The sequence below is a fragment of the uncultured Pontibacter sp. genome, assembly GCF_947502515.1.
Lineage (GTDB): Bacteria > Bacteroidota > Bacteroidia > Cytophagales > Hymenobacteraceae > Pontibacter.
This window is the reverse complement of sequence record NZ_CANNAI010000003.1, coordinates 189,801-204,613: the sequence shown is the minus strand read 5'-3', so window position 1 is coordinate 204,613 and position 14,813 is coordinate 189,801. Positions and strand designations below refer to the sequence as shown.

15 protein-coding genes are annotated in these 14,813 nt (G+C 50.6%); 6 read left to right on the top strand and 9 right to left on the bottom strand.

Features of this window, described 5'->3' with window-relative positions:
* The first annotated feature begins 127 nt into the window (after positions 1–127).
* The 3 genes from Q1A54_RS10055 to sigZ all read left to right on the top strand — a co-directional run bounded on the left by Q1A54_RS10055 (position 128) and on the right by sigZ (position 1,899).
* Positions 128–496, top strand: coding sequence for a hypothetical protein (locus Q1A54_RS10055; protein ID WP_040574144.1), 369 nt, complete (start codon positions 128–130; stop codon positions 494–496).
* 178 nt (positions 497–674) lie between these two features.
* Positions 675–1,097, top strand: coding sequence for an ArsI/CadI family heavy metal resistance metalloenzyme (locus tag Q1A54_RS10050; RefSeq protein WP_299987260.1), 423 nt, complete (start codon positions 675–677; stop codon positions 1,095–1,097).
* 169 nt (positions 1,098–1,266) lie between these two features.
* Entirely contained in the window at positions 1,267–1,899 is a 633-nt protein-coding gene (sigZ, locus tag Q1A54_RS10045; RefSeq protein WP_299987258.1) for an RNA polymerase sigma factor SigZ, read from the top strand.
* Here sigZ and Q1A54_RS10040 read toward each other — a convergent pair.
* From Q1A54_RS10040 to Q1A54_RS10030, 3 genes are all read right to left on the bottom strand, one after another.
* The gene (locus Q1A54_RS10040; protein ID WP_299987256.1) at positions 1,896–4,109 is read right to left on the bottom strand and encodes a hypothetical protein; all 2,214 of its coding nucleotides are present in this window, start codon (positions 4,107–4,109) and stop codon (positions 1,896–1,898) included. The genes sigZ and Q1A54_RS10040 overlap by 4 nt on opposite strands.
* Before the next feature lie 6 nt (positions 4,110–4,115).
* Positions 4,116–4,769 carry a hypothetical protein gene (locus Q1A54_RS10035; RefSeq protein ID WP_299987252.1) on the bottom strand — a complete coding sequence of 218 codons (654 nt, stop codon included), beginning with the start codon at positions 4,767–4,769 and terminating at the stop codon, positions 4,116–4,118.
* 755 nt (positions 4,770–5,524) lie between these two features.
* Positions 5,525–7,855, bottom strand: a complete 2,331-nt coding sequence (locus Q1A54_RS10030; protein WP_299987249.1) for a S46 family peptidase — start codon at positions 7,853–7,855, stop codon at positions 5,525–5,527.
* A gap of 96 nt (positions 7,856–7,951) precedes the next feature.
* Between Q1A54_RS10030 and yidD the strand changes: the two genes are divergently transcribed.
* Complete coding sequence (gene yidD / locus Q1A54_RS10025) at positions 7,952–8,173, top strand: membrane protein insertion efficiency factor YidD (RefSeq protein ID WP_299987246.1); 222 nt, start codon at positions 7,952–7,954, stop codon at positions 8,171–8,173.
* A 428-nt stretch (positions 8,174–8,601) separates the two neighbouring features.
* Positions 8,602–8,931, top strand: coding sequence for a hypothetical protein (locus tag Q1A54_RS10020; RefSeq protein WP_299987243.1), 330 nt, complete (start codon positions 8,602–8,604; stop codon positions 8,929–8,931).
* A gap of 39 nt (positions 8,932–8,970) precedes the next feature.
* Here the strand turns inward: Q1A54_RS10020 and Q1A54_RS10015 are convergent, their stop codons facing one another.
* The 6 genes from Q1A54_RS10015 to Q1A54_RS09990 form a co-directional block, all read right to left on the bottom strand.
* Positions 8,971–9,561: an NAD(P)H-dependent oxidoreductase gene (locus Q1A54_RS10015; protein WP_299987240.1), complete on the bottom strand. Its 591-nt coding sequence runs from the start codon at positions 9,559–9,561 to the stop codon at positions 8,971–8,973.
* A gap of 79 nt (positions 9,562–9,640) precedes the next feature.
* Complete coding sequence (locus Q1A54_RS10010; protein ID WP_299987237.1) at positions 9,641–10,678, bottom strand: serine hydrolase domain-containing protein; 1,038 nt, start codon at positions 10,676–10,678, stop codon at positions 9,641–9,643.
* Positions 10,679–10,753: 75 nt separating this feature from the next.
* On the bottom strand, positions 10,754–11,194 hold the full coding sequence (locus tag Q1A54_RS10005) for a GNAT family N-acetyltransferase (protein ID WP_299987234.1): 441 nt from the start codon (positions 11,192–11,194) through the stop codon (positions 10,754–10,756).
* 6 nt (positions 11,195–11,200) lie between these two features.
* Positions 11,201–12,616, bottom strand: a complete 1,416-nt coding sequence (locus Q1A54_RS10000) for an alpha/beta fold hydrolase (protein WP_299987231.1) — start codon at positions 12,614–12,616, stop codon at positions 11,201–11,203.
* A 50-nt stretch (positions 12,617–12,666) separates the two neighbouring features.
* Entirely contained in the window at positions 12,667–13,332 is a 666-nt protein-coding gene (locus Q1A54_RS09995) for an SdpI family protein (protein ID WP_299987228.1), read from the bottom strand.
* 4 nt (positions 13,333–13,336) lie between these two features.
* On the bottom strand, positions 13,337–13,591 hold the full coding sequence (locus Q1A54_RS09990) for an autorepressor SdpR family transcription factor (protein ID WP_007652068.1): 255 nt from the start codon (positions 13,589–13,591) through the stop codon (positions 13,337–13,339).
* Between the two features lie 132 nt (positions 13,592–13,723).
* Here Q1A54_RS09990 and Q1A54_RS09985 point away from each other — a divergent pair, with 132 nt between their 5' ends.
* On the top strand, positions 13,724–14,749 hold the full coding sequence (locus Q1A54_RS09985) for an AraC family transcriptional regulator (RefSeq protein WP_299987223.1): 1,026 nt from the start codon (positions 13,724–13,726) through the stop codon (positions 14,747–14,749).
* Positions 14,750–14,813 lie beyond the last annotated feature (64 nt).

Sequence of the window (14,813 nt, the reverse complement as noted above, 5' to 3'; positions counted from 1 at the left end):
AGGACAACCCGAAAGCCGTTTTTGGAGTATAAGTGTATATAGATATTTTATGAAACCTATTCAGTTGGAGCCCTCTGCACAAAGTAGCGGGTGTTGTCCGCTGTCCTTCATTATCTAATAAAGAAAGATGAATACACGCGTACGAAAAAAACTCATTCAAGTAGCCCGCGGTCGCGCTCACCTGATGTCGTTCCAGAACCTGATATTAGAAGCCGAACTTGGCCTGAACCTTGAAAACTCTTACGAAAAGTCACAACTTAACGAAGTAATCGACGAAATTTCAGAAGCAGAACATGCCGCAGGTCGGCCCCTGCTAAGCTCACTGGTTCGCATCAAAGGCCGCCAAAACCAAGGCGATAGCTTTTTCAAGCTATGCGAACGTCTCGGCTACGGCGACTGGAAAAGTCTGAAGCGCGACCAGGAATTCCTGGAAAAGCAGCGTGAAACCTGCCGCGAATTCTGGCAAAACAGCACTAATTTTTCATCCTACCTGTAATACAAAGCAAAGAGGCAGGCCCGCCTTCACTCCCTGGGTCTGTTTCTTTGCGGATTTCACCCTTGTACACTAACTGGTAGCAGCCCCGCGAAAAATATTTTCGAGGGGCTGCGTCTTTTCAGACCTCTCCCCGTCATCAAGGTGTAACTAGAAAATATCACCTTAAAAAGACAAAGCCATGAAAAGATTTCACGTGAATGTGCGCGTTAAGAACCTGCAGGAGTCTACTGCATTTTATACAGCATTGTTCGGTACGGAGCCTACCGTGTTGAAAGAAGACTATGCCAAATGGATGCTGGAAGACCCGCGCATTAACTTCGCCATATCACTGCACCCCGAAAACGCAGGTATAGAACACTTGGGCATACAGGCCGAAAGCGAGGAAGAACTGGCCGAGGTATACGGCCGATTGAAGGAGGCTAAAGGGGCCATTCGGGAAGAAGGAAAATGCACCTGCTGCTACGCCAAGTCCGAGAAATCGTGGATCACAGACCCGCAGGGTGTAGACTGGGAAGCTTTCTATACCTTCGGTGAAGCCACTGTATACGGCGAAGGAGCAAATGCCCGCACCATCCCTGCCATCGAAACAACTGCCATTTAGTACAAGATAAAACTAGGAAGCCGGACCACGGCAGGTATAGCCCATACCTGCCGTGGTCCGGTTATTTTTTATGTACTTTCAGAAGTTATTTTGAATTTGCCTTTTCCATATTTTTCTTCGTAAATTGATGTATATCTCTGCCTGCTATCACAATTAAAATCGTTGCGTCATGGAAAATAAAAGCTGCCATACCTGTTCGGGCGATCAGGTTGTTACTTCAATAGACACCTGTGCTGCGGTAGCGCCTGTGTACCTGGAGTACGAAGCCAAACTGCGCAGCTTTGTGCTGAATCGTGTTCGTGACAAAGACGAGGCCAATGATATTCTGCAACAGCTCTATGTGAAGCTCTACAAACATTGCGAGCAGCTGTCAGATGTGCGAAACATGAACGCCTGGCTTTACCAGATTGCCCGCAACGCCGTGTACGACTACTATCGTGAGCAGGGACGCAGTGTGCCTGTAGAAGATGAAAGTAAGCTAGAGGAGAAGTTACAACAAGACACTGAACACCAGGATTCAGAAAGCCTTGTGCTGCCGCTTATCAACATGTTGCCTGCCGAGTATGCCGAGCCTTTGCGTCTGAGCGAAATTGAAGGTATCAGTCAGAAAGAGATTGCAGAACGGCTGGGTATGTCCTACTCAGGAGCCAAGTCGCGGGTGCAGCGTGGGCGTGAGAAACTGAAAGAGCTTTTTGTGGAATGCTGCCATCTGGAGCTTGACAGAAAAGGGGCTTTGGTAAGCGCCACCGCAAAGGAGAGTTGCAAGCCATTGCAAGTGCAGTTAAAGGGGGAAGAAAGTTAAAACCTATACCTTGTCTGCACTCTTACATCAGACCTGCGCGGTCCTTCAATCGTCTCTAGTCCTGAACCAACTGTGCGTTGGTTACGGTAATGCGTCAGGCCATACTTTACCCACACATCCATACGGCGCATCGGCCTGAATTGTAACAGGGCATACAGGCGGGTGCCTCTGCCACTGAAGGCAGGTATAGAGAAAGCATAAAGCACATCCCGTTCAAAGGCATATTGCCGCGTATCATAATTGTCCGTGTCGAAAATAGCGTAGCGGGTACTCAAACGCACTTTGTTAAAGTTGAAGTTGATGTCCTGCGCAATCAAATAGCCCGTGGCTTGCGGTGACTCCAGCTCAAAACTGCTGAACTGTACCCGCGAGCGGAGGTTTACGACTGGCGTCGGCGTGAATTCATAGTACAACAGGTAATTCTTACGGTTTGCCTGTCCCACATAGTCTATGCTGGTGCTGTTGTCGGCTACGTTGCGGCCTTTGCTCTCAGCCCTGAACTGTGCGTATAGCGAACTTTGTCGGTTGGGCCGGAACAAGAGCCGAAGCATGTACTCGTCCCCATGTGATGGAGCATCGACGCGGTAGCGAAGCCACGGGAACCGGAAGCGATCATAAAAGGCTGTGAGCTCCCACTTCGGAAAAGGCTTAATCTTGATGCCTGTATAAAAGCCCTGCTCGTTGATGTTACGGGTGCTCTCCCCGAATGCATTACCGTAAAAAGTATGGAAGTCACGGGCATAGTAGCGGTAGAGCATGGCCAGTTCCACTTTGTTTGAGAGGTTGGCGGTCAAGCCATTCACAGTGCCCAGACCGCCGCTTTTGGAGATAGCCGTTTCACCGAACAGGTATACGTTCTGCCAGGTATAGGCGTAGTGGGTGCCAATGTTATAATTGCTCGTGCCGCTAAACTCGAAGCGCTGGTAGGGCAGGCCCGCTTTCTGGATAGGGGAGCTGTAGGTAGTAGCCATCGCTGTGATGCCTGTCAGCAAGGTGCGGTTACGGCTTTGGTAGGTAGCATTTCCCCCGATTATTTGCTCCCGTACCCGTCCTCTGTTCGCCAGTTCGGTAGGCGTACGGTGAAAGCCGGAGGTTTGTATACCTGTAAAAAAATCCCCGAAGTTATCAAGTGTGTCAAGTTGTGCCTGCAGGTTAGCGTCTACCCGTTTGCTCGACACAAATCCCGTTACATCTAGTTTGCCTAAGGTATAAGTGGCAGCTGCTCCCCGGTAAAAAGCATGCTCCAGCACCGAACTGTAAGGGCGTATACCTACGTTTGGACGGCTAACCGTTGTGATGGTCTCGCTGCCTTTGCCCACGGTATAGCCTGACGAAAGCAAAAGTCCCTGCCCGAACTGTAGTTGATAATCACCAAGCGCAATCGACTTGAACTTGCCCTTGTTGTAGAGCTGCAGATGTGCCGAGTAGAAATCAAAACCGTAGCGGCGGGTGTCGGGGTCCCACGTCAATTGCTCCCCGGCGTCTTTCTCAGCGGTAAAGCCCAGACTGTAGTCACGGGCGTGGCTCACGCGGTAGCGCATCAGCATTTTGTCGGGTGAGCCAAGGTAGCGGGTTCTGGAGCGGCTGGTGGTGTCGATCGAGGTATAGCCACGGCGTTCCTGCAAGGTGCGCTCGTAGCGGACAATCAAGGCATTGTTGTCTTCGCCGACAATACGCTGCAGTAAGGGCCTTTGGTCGGCATTGAGGCCTGCATCATCGACCCGCACAAAGTACACGAGCTTGTAAATGGTTATGAGGTCGAAATCAGGTATAGCTTGTAGTTCATAGATGCTCAGCAGAGGACCGTTTTCTTGAATGTGACGGAAGAAAGAAGCTATCTGCGGGCGGGACAGGATGTAGAGCGAGGCCAGTTCTTCGGGTGTGGTGCGGTTGAGGTCGATGGGGCGCTGGAAGTACTGGAAGAGTGTTTCATAGAAGTCTTCATATGGCACATTCTCGTCTTCCTGCTGCGCAAATAGCTCCTGCACAAACAAGTCAAAGTCGAATGTCTGGCGCGGATAGTCCTGTGCCTGCAGCGGCAGCCAGGTGCAAAGCAACAGGAGGAGAGTAGCGGTGCCCTGCTTTAGACCAGCCTGCAACGGCAAAACGCTATACCTGAAGAGTGCCGTTAAATCCTGCCTTGTACTGTATTGCCATAGTTGCAAACTATGGAGAATATACCTGAAGCGTGTCGCTATACCTTGCTTCATGTGATTCTACTTTTGGAAGGTATAGCAAAGTGATAGGTGATGGCTCTGACCGAGCAAAGTCGTGGAGCCAAAGGCATAGTCAACATAAAGTTGTCTTGCCCGAAAGCCAAGTCCGAAAGTAGCGCGATTGGTAAGTGTACTGAAACCAGAGCGCAAGGCCAGTTTCTCCTGCAGCAACTGGTATTCTATACCTGCTTTGAAGTTGGCGGGAAAATCAATGTGTTTTTCGGTTTCGGCGAGTAATAGCAGTTTTTGGTAAGGGCGATAACCGAGGCCCGCTTTCATTATGGTAGGAAGTCGCTCGTCGTCGAATTCGGCTAACCTGGCCTGGTTGATGTTGTAGGCGTAGGCGCCGAAGAAGAAGCCCGGTACAATCTCAGCCTGTCCGCCTACCGACAGCGTTACTGCCTTTCGACTGCCATAGCCCTCGGCGGCTACTTGCCACAGGTCTATTTTCCCACCTAAGCTGAACTGGCCCAACTTGTGGCCTATCCCTAAACCTACATGCTGTTTACTAAAAAGCTCATCACCAAAGCGGCTCATGCTCAGGCCGTAATTGCCGTACTTTTGGGTAGGGTATACCGCCTGCAGCGCCACCGTCGAAAATGCCCTGACACCAAAGCGGTTCTCCACATAAGCTCCGACCTGTGCCTGCTCCAAACTAGCTATACCTGCTACATTGTTGTTGAGCGCCCAGAGGTCAGGCAGGGTGACGGAGGCATTGCCAAGTGCAGCGGCACGTGCGCCCGCAGGTACATCGGCCTGCGCCTGTGCAAGGCATGGCAGTAAAAGGAGAAGCAGGAAATTAAGTTTGTTTTGTAGAAGTTGCGTTATCCCATCCGGTCGTGTTTTATAGCTAAAGTGCTATGTACGAGGGGGTAGGAGCAGGGTTTGTCAGAATCAGGATTTTAAGAATTTTTTAGGATTTTCAGGATTGATATACCTTGGGATTGATTCATAATTGTCTGAATCTTCACATAGAGCCCCTATCTCCACGGATTCTCAGGATTATAATTTTTAAGATCTGTGCGGTCAACTTGCTTGCACATCTGCTATCCTATAAAGAAGAGAGGTTGAAGTGATGAGATAGGTGACTTTGAGGATGAAGCAGCTCAAAAGACCTCACAGTGTTTTTCAAACCTGTGAGTGTCTGTGGGATCAAGCTGTGCTATACCTGACCCGAGTAGAGGTTTTCAATTTGCTCGATCCGGATAAGCTATAACTTCATAGCTTATATCTTTGCTCTGTAGCGGACAAGACACTCACAGGTCTGGAAGACGCTGTGAGGTCATCACAAAACTACAGCTTTATCAATCCTGAAAATCCTATAAAATCCTGTAAATCCTGATTCAAACAAAAAGGCGCTGAGGATATCCCCAGCGCCTTTGCTATGATTAATTTAAGACTGACTCAGCTTAGTTTTTTACTTCTACTGTCGCAGACTTTTTGCCATCTTTCTTCTTCACTTTTACTGACTTCTTACCAGCGGCCAGATCAGCTTTCGCTTCTTCGATGGCAGCGTTAAGAAGCTGAGTAGAGCCATTGTCGCTAGGAGCACCAGCAGCTACGCCAGCGTCAGCTGGCCCCGGGCTGTTCGTGTCTACGATGGTCATCTCGTTGATCAGGTTAGAGGCACCTGCGTACTTGTCCACCATGAACAGCACGTAGTTGGCGCTCACGTTGATGCAACGCTTATAATCCGGGTCGTACACCAGGTCACCAGTCATGGCTTCCCAGTTACCGTCGAAGGCCAGACCGATCAGTTCACCGTTGCCGTTGATCACCGGAGAACCTGAGTTACCACCTGTGATGTCGTTGTCGGTGATGAAGTTCACGATCAGTTCGCCGTCCTTGTTGGCATAGCGACCGTAGTCTTTCGCTTCGTACAGCTGCTTCAGTTTTGCCGGTACGATGAACTCCTCATTGCTTGGATCTTCCTTCTGCATCACACCTTCCAATGTGGTGAAGGTCTGATACGTCACGCCATCGTATGGCTGGTAGTTCTTTACAGAGCCATAGCTCAAACGGATAGTTGAGTTAGCATCCGGGTAGTATACCTTGTCCGGATTCATCTGACGAAGGCCCGCTACGTACAGACGGTTTGCACGAGCCAGTTTGGCGTTGCTCTCAGCTAGTTTAGGCGCGATGTTCTGCTGGTAGTTCTCCATGATGGAGTTTACCAAAGAGAAAGCCGGGTCGTTTGCCAGTTGCTTCTGCGTCGGGTTGTTCAGGAACTGCTCTGTTTTCTGCTTGTTCACCACAAACGAGTTGCTATACACATGGTCAGCCATTTTGTTGAAGTCACCTTTGTACTTGGCTACCATCTGCTTGAAAGCTTCCGGCTGCTGGTCTTTGGCGATGTCTTCGTGGTAAAACTTCATCATGGCAGCAAACACTTTCTTGTCAGTGGTCATGTTGTAGTCTTTGAAGAAAGCGTCAGCTCTTGGCTTCAGGTCTTCAGCTGCTTTCTTGGCAGCATCAGCGTTACCTGATTTCAAAGCATTGAAAACTGGCGTCATGCGGTAAGCGAACAGTAGGGCTTCTGTGCCCAGTACCGCTTCGTTCAGGTATACGCTGCCCAGGTTATACTTTTCGATCTCTTTGTAAGCCTCGTTCATGTCGTTCAGGGCGCTGCCATACATGGCTTTGCGATCAGCGTTGGCGTCAGCCCAGGCCTGGAATTTCTTCTCGTCAGCACGCTTGCCTTCTACCGTCTTCATGCGCTTGATGCCTTCATTCTGACCGATAGAATACTTGTAGTAGTTAGCAGTAGAAGCGTACTTAGAGGCATACTGGATGCGGGTTGCATCGCTCTTGTCCATGTCCTCTTTCCACAGGGCCAGCTTCTTGTCACGCAGTTTAATACGTGACTTGTTCAGCTGCTCTACGTCCAGCACCAGACCTTCTGAAGTCATGAAACGCTTCGTACGGCCCGGGAAACCGAATACCATCGCAAAGTCGTCCTGCTCTACACCGCCAATGTTGATCGGCAGGTGGTGCTTTGGCTTGTAAGGCACGTTCTGAGCTGAGTACTCAGCCGGCTTGCCATCTGGCGCCATGTATACGCGGAACATCGCGAAGTCACCTGTGTGGCGTGGCCACATCCAGTTGTCGGTGTCGCCACCAAACTTACCAACGGCAGACGGAGGTGTACCAACCAGACGCACGTCGTTGAAGCGCTCGTAGATGAACAGGTAGTACTCATTTCCGTTGAAGAAGTCGCGCACGTAAGACACGTAGCGGCCATTCTCGCTGGCTTCTTTAGCGATTGCCTGCGCACGCTGCGAAGCAAGCTGCAGGCGCTCTTTCTCAGGCATATTGTTATCGATGCCTTCCAGCACTTTGCCGGTCACGTCGTCCATACGTACCAGGATGTCCACGAACAGGCCTTCGTTTGGAAGTTCCTGCTTGCGGTCCATGGCCCAGAAGCCGTTGGTCAGGTAATCTTTCTCAGGAGTAGAGTGCGACTGAATCTGGCCGTAACCACAGTGGTGGTTTGTCAGCAACAGACCTTCAGCAGAGATGAACTCACCCGTACAGAAGCCGCCAAACTGCACGATGGCGTCCTTTAGGCTGGAGTTGTTCACGTTGTAGATTTCTTCGGCAGTCAGCTGCAGGCCTTTTTTCTGCATGTCAGCGTGGTTCAGGCGCTTGATCAGCATCGGCAGCCACATACCTTCGTCTGCTTTGGCGAAGGGCACGCAAAGCGAAACTAAAAGAAGGAGTGAAAGGATTCTTTTTAACATGAAATTTTGTTTAGATTAGTTAAACTGTGACAAATTTATCTAAAAATTGCGTTACCTAACAGTTGTTCGGCAAATAAAACGCACCAAAACCGTACCATGACCTGGCTTTTCAAAAAATTGCTTCTCGCGCTTATCTGGGTATACCGCAACATGATCTCCCCCTTAAAGCCAGCTACCTGCCGTTACACACCCACCTGTTCAGCCTATGCCCTCGGAGCGGTGAATAAGTATGGGCCATTTAAAGGCGGCTGGATGGCGCTTAAGCGGATTGGCCGGTGCCACCCATGGGGTGGGAGTGGCTATGATCCGGTGCCGTAGATTCTGAAATCCCATACTTACCTGTACAAACACATTGCGACCCGGATGGGCAATACGGCCCAGAGGTGCTCCCGGTAATGCACATCAAGCGTATTCTCTATACCTGCTTCAATAGCCATACCTTCTTCTCAGTTTCTCCCTGGTAGCTTCCACGTAGGTGTCACAGCTTAGAAGCCTCGGTGGCTTGCTCACGGAAACTCTCACTGTTTTAGGCAGCGCCCAGATCGGTTGCGCTCTGCGGCCAGAGGTGACGGTTGAGTTATTAAACATAGTAGTCCGCTTTTTGGTATACACAAAAATGATCTGCAGTATATAACATGGAATAAACCAGAGATCACTATTAGCTCTGCTTTAATTTTGTTAAACTGCAGTCTGTTCGGCAACTCAGCCACTGCCTAGGTTCATAATACATTTGTCAGCATAGGCCCATGATCATAAAACTAATCGAGCTAAACGGCTCAGTGAAAGCTTCCTTTCCACTTGCTGATATAAAGCATGTTGAAACCCGTACGCTAGAATACTTTGGAGAAAAAACGCATAACCTGTACCTGTATATAGGGGAAGTAAAAGGCGAGTACTTTATGCTCCTGAACTATTTGTGCCCCATTAATATGAAGAGGGCCGCAGACAAGCTGCAGGATCTGATTCAGCAGAAGTCGCTCACCAATGCATCTGTTGAAGAAGCGGTTTTTGAACTTCATCCGGATGCAACGCCTGTCTTAGACTTGGCCACAGGTATACCCCATTCGCTCACATGAGGCAACAGTCTTACTTAGTATAGGAGGATGTGAAAAGACTTACGAAGAAGCCTTCTGGAGATAACGGAGCATCTGCTTGACCATACTTTCCGCTGTGCTGGCATAATCCTCTTCATATTTTTTTAAGAGCTCTTCGCGGGTAGGTTTTTCACCTTTAGCCTGTTTTTCCCAAAGCACCGATAACGAAGCATAAGGAGGCAGCACCATGCCCACTGCATTGTAGAAATTGCTGACGTTTGCGATAATATGCTGCGCTCCGTCAGAGTCTCCTGTGATCACGATACCACCCACTTTCCCTTCCAGCTTCGATTTTTTTCCTTCCAGAATTTCGTCATGGAGTTCGTCGAGGCGCTCGATCACCCGTTGTATCTCCGACGACTGGTTGTTCCACCAGATAGGCGTGGCGAACACGATGATATCTGCCGCAAGTATTTGCTGCAGTATACTGGGCCAGTCGTCACCTTTGCCCATGTCGCTGTAGGTGCCTGCCAGGATGTTATGGTCGACCAGTTTGATGATGGTGCAGTCGATGTCCTGCTTCTTAAAATAGCCTGCCAGAAATTCTGAAAGAACCTCCGTGTTGGACAAGCCTTCTTTCTTAAGTGTGCCGAGTAAGATAATTGCTTTCATAGTCTGCTTACTCAGAACAACTTCCGTATGTTCGGCTTAGCAAGGTTTTGTAACTGGAATCCGAGATATAAGCCAGGAGTTAAAGCTTATTCACAATCTTGATCAGGGTTTGAAACAAGGTGCTCGGACTGCTAGCCTGATTGATGGCCCCTGTTACAAACGCACTTTTGGCAGGTATGTAAAACGCTGCCGTGCCCGTAGAGCCGCAGTGGCCAATCAGATCAGGTATGGCTTTGAAGGGTGAAAGGAGACGGGGCGTGTAGAATTTCTGTATGCCGATGCCGTACTTGAACGGGAAGAAAATGCTGTTCCACTGTTCGAGTTCCTGCAATCTGGTTTTTGGATAGAAGTGGCCGTTGAAAAAGGCTTTCAGAAAAGTCATCAGGTCCTGCGTCGTGGAAACAATGTCATACCTGGAGGAGGACAGGTATAGCGGCAGGCTGACCTGGTGATTTTTATGATAGAAAGGGCTGAACGGCCTGTTCTCATCAGGGTTGATGACAAAGGTAGCGGTCATACCTAACTCTTCGAAAACAGCAGTCAGGATTTCATCCAGTGGTTGCGCCATTACCGACTCCAGCACCCGGCCCAGCAATTTGAAGTTGGTGTTTCCGTAACTGGCCTTGCCTGGCTGACCGGGCGCGAACTTAGGCTGCATTTGCTTTACCTGGTCTATAGTTTTTTCAAGTGGCCAGGCGGCGTCATGGCTGCTGAGCAGTTCCTCCATCAGCTTTGGCTGCCCCGGGCGCTTATCTATAAGGTAGCAAGGCAAGCCAGACGTCTGGGAGATAAGGTGTCTGATCGTTAGTTCTTCTGCATACTCCCTGCCCTTGAACATATGCAGCCCCTGCATTAAATCAGCAGGCAAGTATGTCCTGATTTTATCATCCAGGCTAAGTCTGCCATCTCTCACAAGCCGAAGCGTCACAGCAGCCAGTATCATTTTGTTGATGCTCGCGATATAGAAGGGTGTGTCCGGCTGCATATTGCCAGCAGCACTGGCTAGCGAAAACGAGCCATCGGCAGCCTCTACACGAAAAGCGGCGCCGTGGATAATCTTTTTGGCAGCAACAGAGGTTACGATTCGGTCGAGTACTTCCTGGGTCAGGTTCTTCATAGTGCAGAGTAGAATGTAACTGCAAAAGAACAGAATTTCGGGGTTATTTTTATACCAGCTCTAAATGAACAAAGACTATTGTGGCGCAACTGCCAGATCGAATACTTTTTGCTCTTTGCTTTCCGTGAAGCCAACTCTCTGATAGAAAACATGGGTATCGGTTCGTGCGGTATGGCAGCGTACCCGTAATTTCGCAACTGACTGCTCAGCAGCCCATTCCCTTACCTGAAGCACCAGCTGTTGCCCTATACCTTGCCGACGAAAAATCTGATCCACCACCAGGCCACCGATCTCCACAAAGGGCTCTGACTCCAGGCGAAAGGTATGGAAGCCATGTATCCAGCCGACTATCTGATCAGCTTTGACTGCTACAAATCCGCAATGCTCTTTCCGAGCCAATACCTGGCCTATCCTCTGTGCCATCTCCTCTTCTGACACGCTATAGCCAAACTGCAGGGAAAGGCTGGCCAGGGTGGCTGCATCTGCTAGTGTGATTTCTCTGGTCGTGATGCTCATTGTGTTTTATTTCACCACCCCTTTCATCCAAGTACTGATTGTCTCCAGCGCCACAGGTGCCATCGTCTCTTCAATAGTGGCATACTCACCGGGCAAACCGGTATCAGCCGTCTGGAAGATGTGATTGAGGCCGGGCAGTTCTTTGATGGTGTAACGCTTGTTGCCGGCGGCTTTCAGGGCTTTTTCGGTGGCGGCGAGGTTGGCTGTGGCGGGTACCTGCAGGTCTTTACTACCGTTGAGGGCGAGCACGGGCATTTTCAGCTGACGCAGGGCAGGAGCAGGGTCATAGGCCAGGTAGTAGCGGAACCAAGGGCTGCTGAGCTGGGCAACCATCAGGTCTTCCCCTTGCTGCGTCAAGCCGATTAACTGCTTCTCGGCTTCTGTCATCGTAGCTTTCGCTTCCCGCTCCAGTGCCCGGGTCTGTTGAGATGCTTCAAAAAGGTCAGCTTCGCTTGCGACAATTTTAAACTGAGCGTCCCTAAGTTTCAGTAGTTTTTGAAGCGTCGTGTCAGGTATACCGCTTGCTTTATAAATTGCTTCGTTCTGTTGCAGGATCAGCTCAGTACCCGGTACTGCGTTTCCGGCCATCAGCACCACAAAGGCAACGTCCTTGTTAGTCGAAGCAACACTGCTCGCAATCAGGGCGCCCTCGCTTATACCTAGCAGACCTATTTTTTTCGGGTTCACCAGTTGTTGTGATTTCAGGAAGGTATAGGCTGCCTGTGCATCGGAGGCAAAGTCCTGGGTAGTGGCCATAGTAGCATTTCCTCCCGACTTGCCTGCACCACGGTCGTCGAGGCGCAGCACGGCAAAGCCCTGGCGGGTGAGGTGGTCAGCCAGCACCAGAAAAGGCTTGTGCCCCAACAGGGTCATGTCGCGGTCCTGTGTGCCGGAGCCGGTAAAAAGGATCACTGCCGGATGCTTGCCCTTTCCTTCAGGTATCGTGAGGGTGCCTGCCAGTATGATGCCTGCCGCCTTGTTCTCCACCGTGACTTCCTGCTCTTGGTAAGGGTATGGCTTTGCAGGCGTTTGCGGGCGGCGCACTTCGGCTGCTTCTCCTTTGGTCAGGGCTAGCGGGAAGGCCATGCCGCTTTGCTTCCAGTGCCCCTCTATCGACTCCGGGCCAGTACGCTTGCCGGCGTATTCAATGCCGCCGGAAGGTATGCGCAGGTATAGGCTGTCCTGGGTGAGCGTAGCCTCAGGTATAGCCATCCCCTTCACGCCCTGCATCGGAATGTCCATAGTGGCGGTGAGCTGTCCGCTTTCTGTGCTGCTGAAATTGAAAACAATCGTGATCTTACTGCCGCCTGCCTGCAGGGTTCCGTTCCAGCTGCCGTCAAGCTGGCCGGGTGCTGTATGTTGGGCCATGGCAGTACTGATGAGTAATAGCGTCATGCAAAGGGTAAGGGTTAATCTGTTCATGCTATACCTGTTTTGGTTGGATAACTACTTTGCGAGGATAAGTTGCCGGTTTAAGTCTGCTGCCGTAGCCTTTGCTCTTTTCGGTAGATAGTAAATGAGTAGATGGTGGGGATCAGGACAACAAGTGCTATAATGACGATAAAGAAGATGTGCTCTAGTCCGGCGATGGGCACAACGGCAAGCAGGATCAGCAGAATCCCTCCAATGATCCATAGGATGCCGCCCAGCCGGTGCGTTTTGCGCCATACCTGCTCACTCTCGAGCGTCCAGGGGGTGCGGATGCCAATGAAGTAGTTGGGCTTAACAGCCTGGAAGTAATTGCCGAGCGCTACCAACAGTGCCCCGATCAGGATGAACAGGCCATTGGGCTTGAAGGTACCCGGATGCAGCGACGTATGGATAAGAAATACGCATAGTGCTGCCATGAAGGCGATCAGGATAAAGCGCAACTGGTGGTACTTACTGCCCATGGATTTCAGTTTCCCCTTCGGGTCGATATACGGCACAGCCAGCAGGATAAGATTGAGCAAAACAGTCGTGCCCACCACTATAAAAATCATGGTAGACTTGCCTGCCCATCCATCGGCCTCACCTTTCAGGTTGAAGTGCACCGGCACTTGCTCAGGCATGCTGTTCCAAACCACTGCTAGGTATACCAGCGGAATGCAAATGATCATCCAAAGTATGATCTCTCGGGTCAGGTTCTTGGTTTTCATGGGTCTAATCTTTAAGCGTGATGATCCATTTCATAATGTCGTCGAGCACCGTGGTGTTAAGCGAGTAAATCACAAACTGCCCTTGCTTTTGGGAAGTGACCAGCTCGGCCTGGCTCAGGATGTCGAGGTGATGCGAAATGCTGGGCTTAGTGATATGAAAAGCCTCTGCAATGTCGCCAGCAGTCAAATCCTTCTCTTTAAGCAGGTTAAGGATCTCTCTGCGGGTTTGATCATTCAGTGCTTTGAAAACTTTGTTCACGTTGCTTTTAGGTATTTAGATAAATATCTAAATATTATACGAAAATGCAAAATTTTAACCAAATAATTAATGTGCCTGAGATGCAGCACCTGTTTGTGAGATTGTGTAACTTCGGTTTTCAGAACTTAAACCATGCAGGCACCTGACCATACCTTAAGCGCAAATTCCGTCAACCTGGTACTGCACGTACTCACGCTGCAGGGGCAGGATGCAGCGGCCTTGTGCGCGGCGGCAGGTATAGATGCCAGCCAATTGCAGGATGTGCATGGCCGCGTTACCATTGCCCAGATGGTGGCGCTCTGGCAGGCAGCGGTAAGTGCTACTGCCAACCCGGATTTAGCCCTGCATGTAGGGGAGGCTCTGAACCCGACCTCAGCAGGTATCATCGCCTATGTCATGATGAATGCGCCAACGCTGCACGAATCGCTGCGAAAGCTTTGCAAGTACCAGGACATCGTGTGCGAAGGTATACGGACCAGTCTGCAGGTGCAGGATAACGAGGCGCATGTGCTGCTGGAAGTCGTAAGCCCGGCGTTGCACGAGCCCCGCTATGCAATCGATAGTGAAATGGTAATCTATAAAAATGCCTTTGAGGCCCTGATCGGGCAGGAGCTGCCACACCGCAAGGTGATGTTTGCCTACCCACAGCCTGCCAGCATTCGGGAGCATCGCCGCCTGTTCGGGGAATCTACAATGCTGGAGTTCGATGCTGCCTACAGCGGCTTCGTGTTCGAGGCAGACTGGCTGCAGAAACCGGTGGTAAGTGCCAACCCTGAGCTGAACCTGCTTTTTGAACAGTACGCAAACGAGTACCTGCAGCGCTTGCGTGAACCGCGCTCGCTGACAGAGCGGGTGCAGCGCGAACTGGCCCGGCAACTGAAAGGGGAGGAGCCCAATGTAACCAGCGTAGCCCGCAGTCTGGCTCTGAGTGTGCGCTCGCTCCAGGCCAAGCTGAGTGATGAGGGAACGACCTACCAGCGAGTACTGGACAGCGTGCGGCAGGAGCTTGCCCAGCAACACCTCAGGAGCGGACACCATACCGTGGCAGACGTAGCCTACCTGCTCGGTTTCTCGGAACCAAGTGCTTTTAGCCGCTCCTTTAAGAAGTGGACCGGACTCCCGCCGCAACTCTACCGGCAAAGCATAGCCGAGGCCTGATTCAGGCTTTGAATTGCTTAAAAACTATGTTCAGCCATTATTTTTTATTAAATTAGCGGAATCG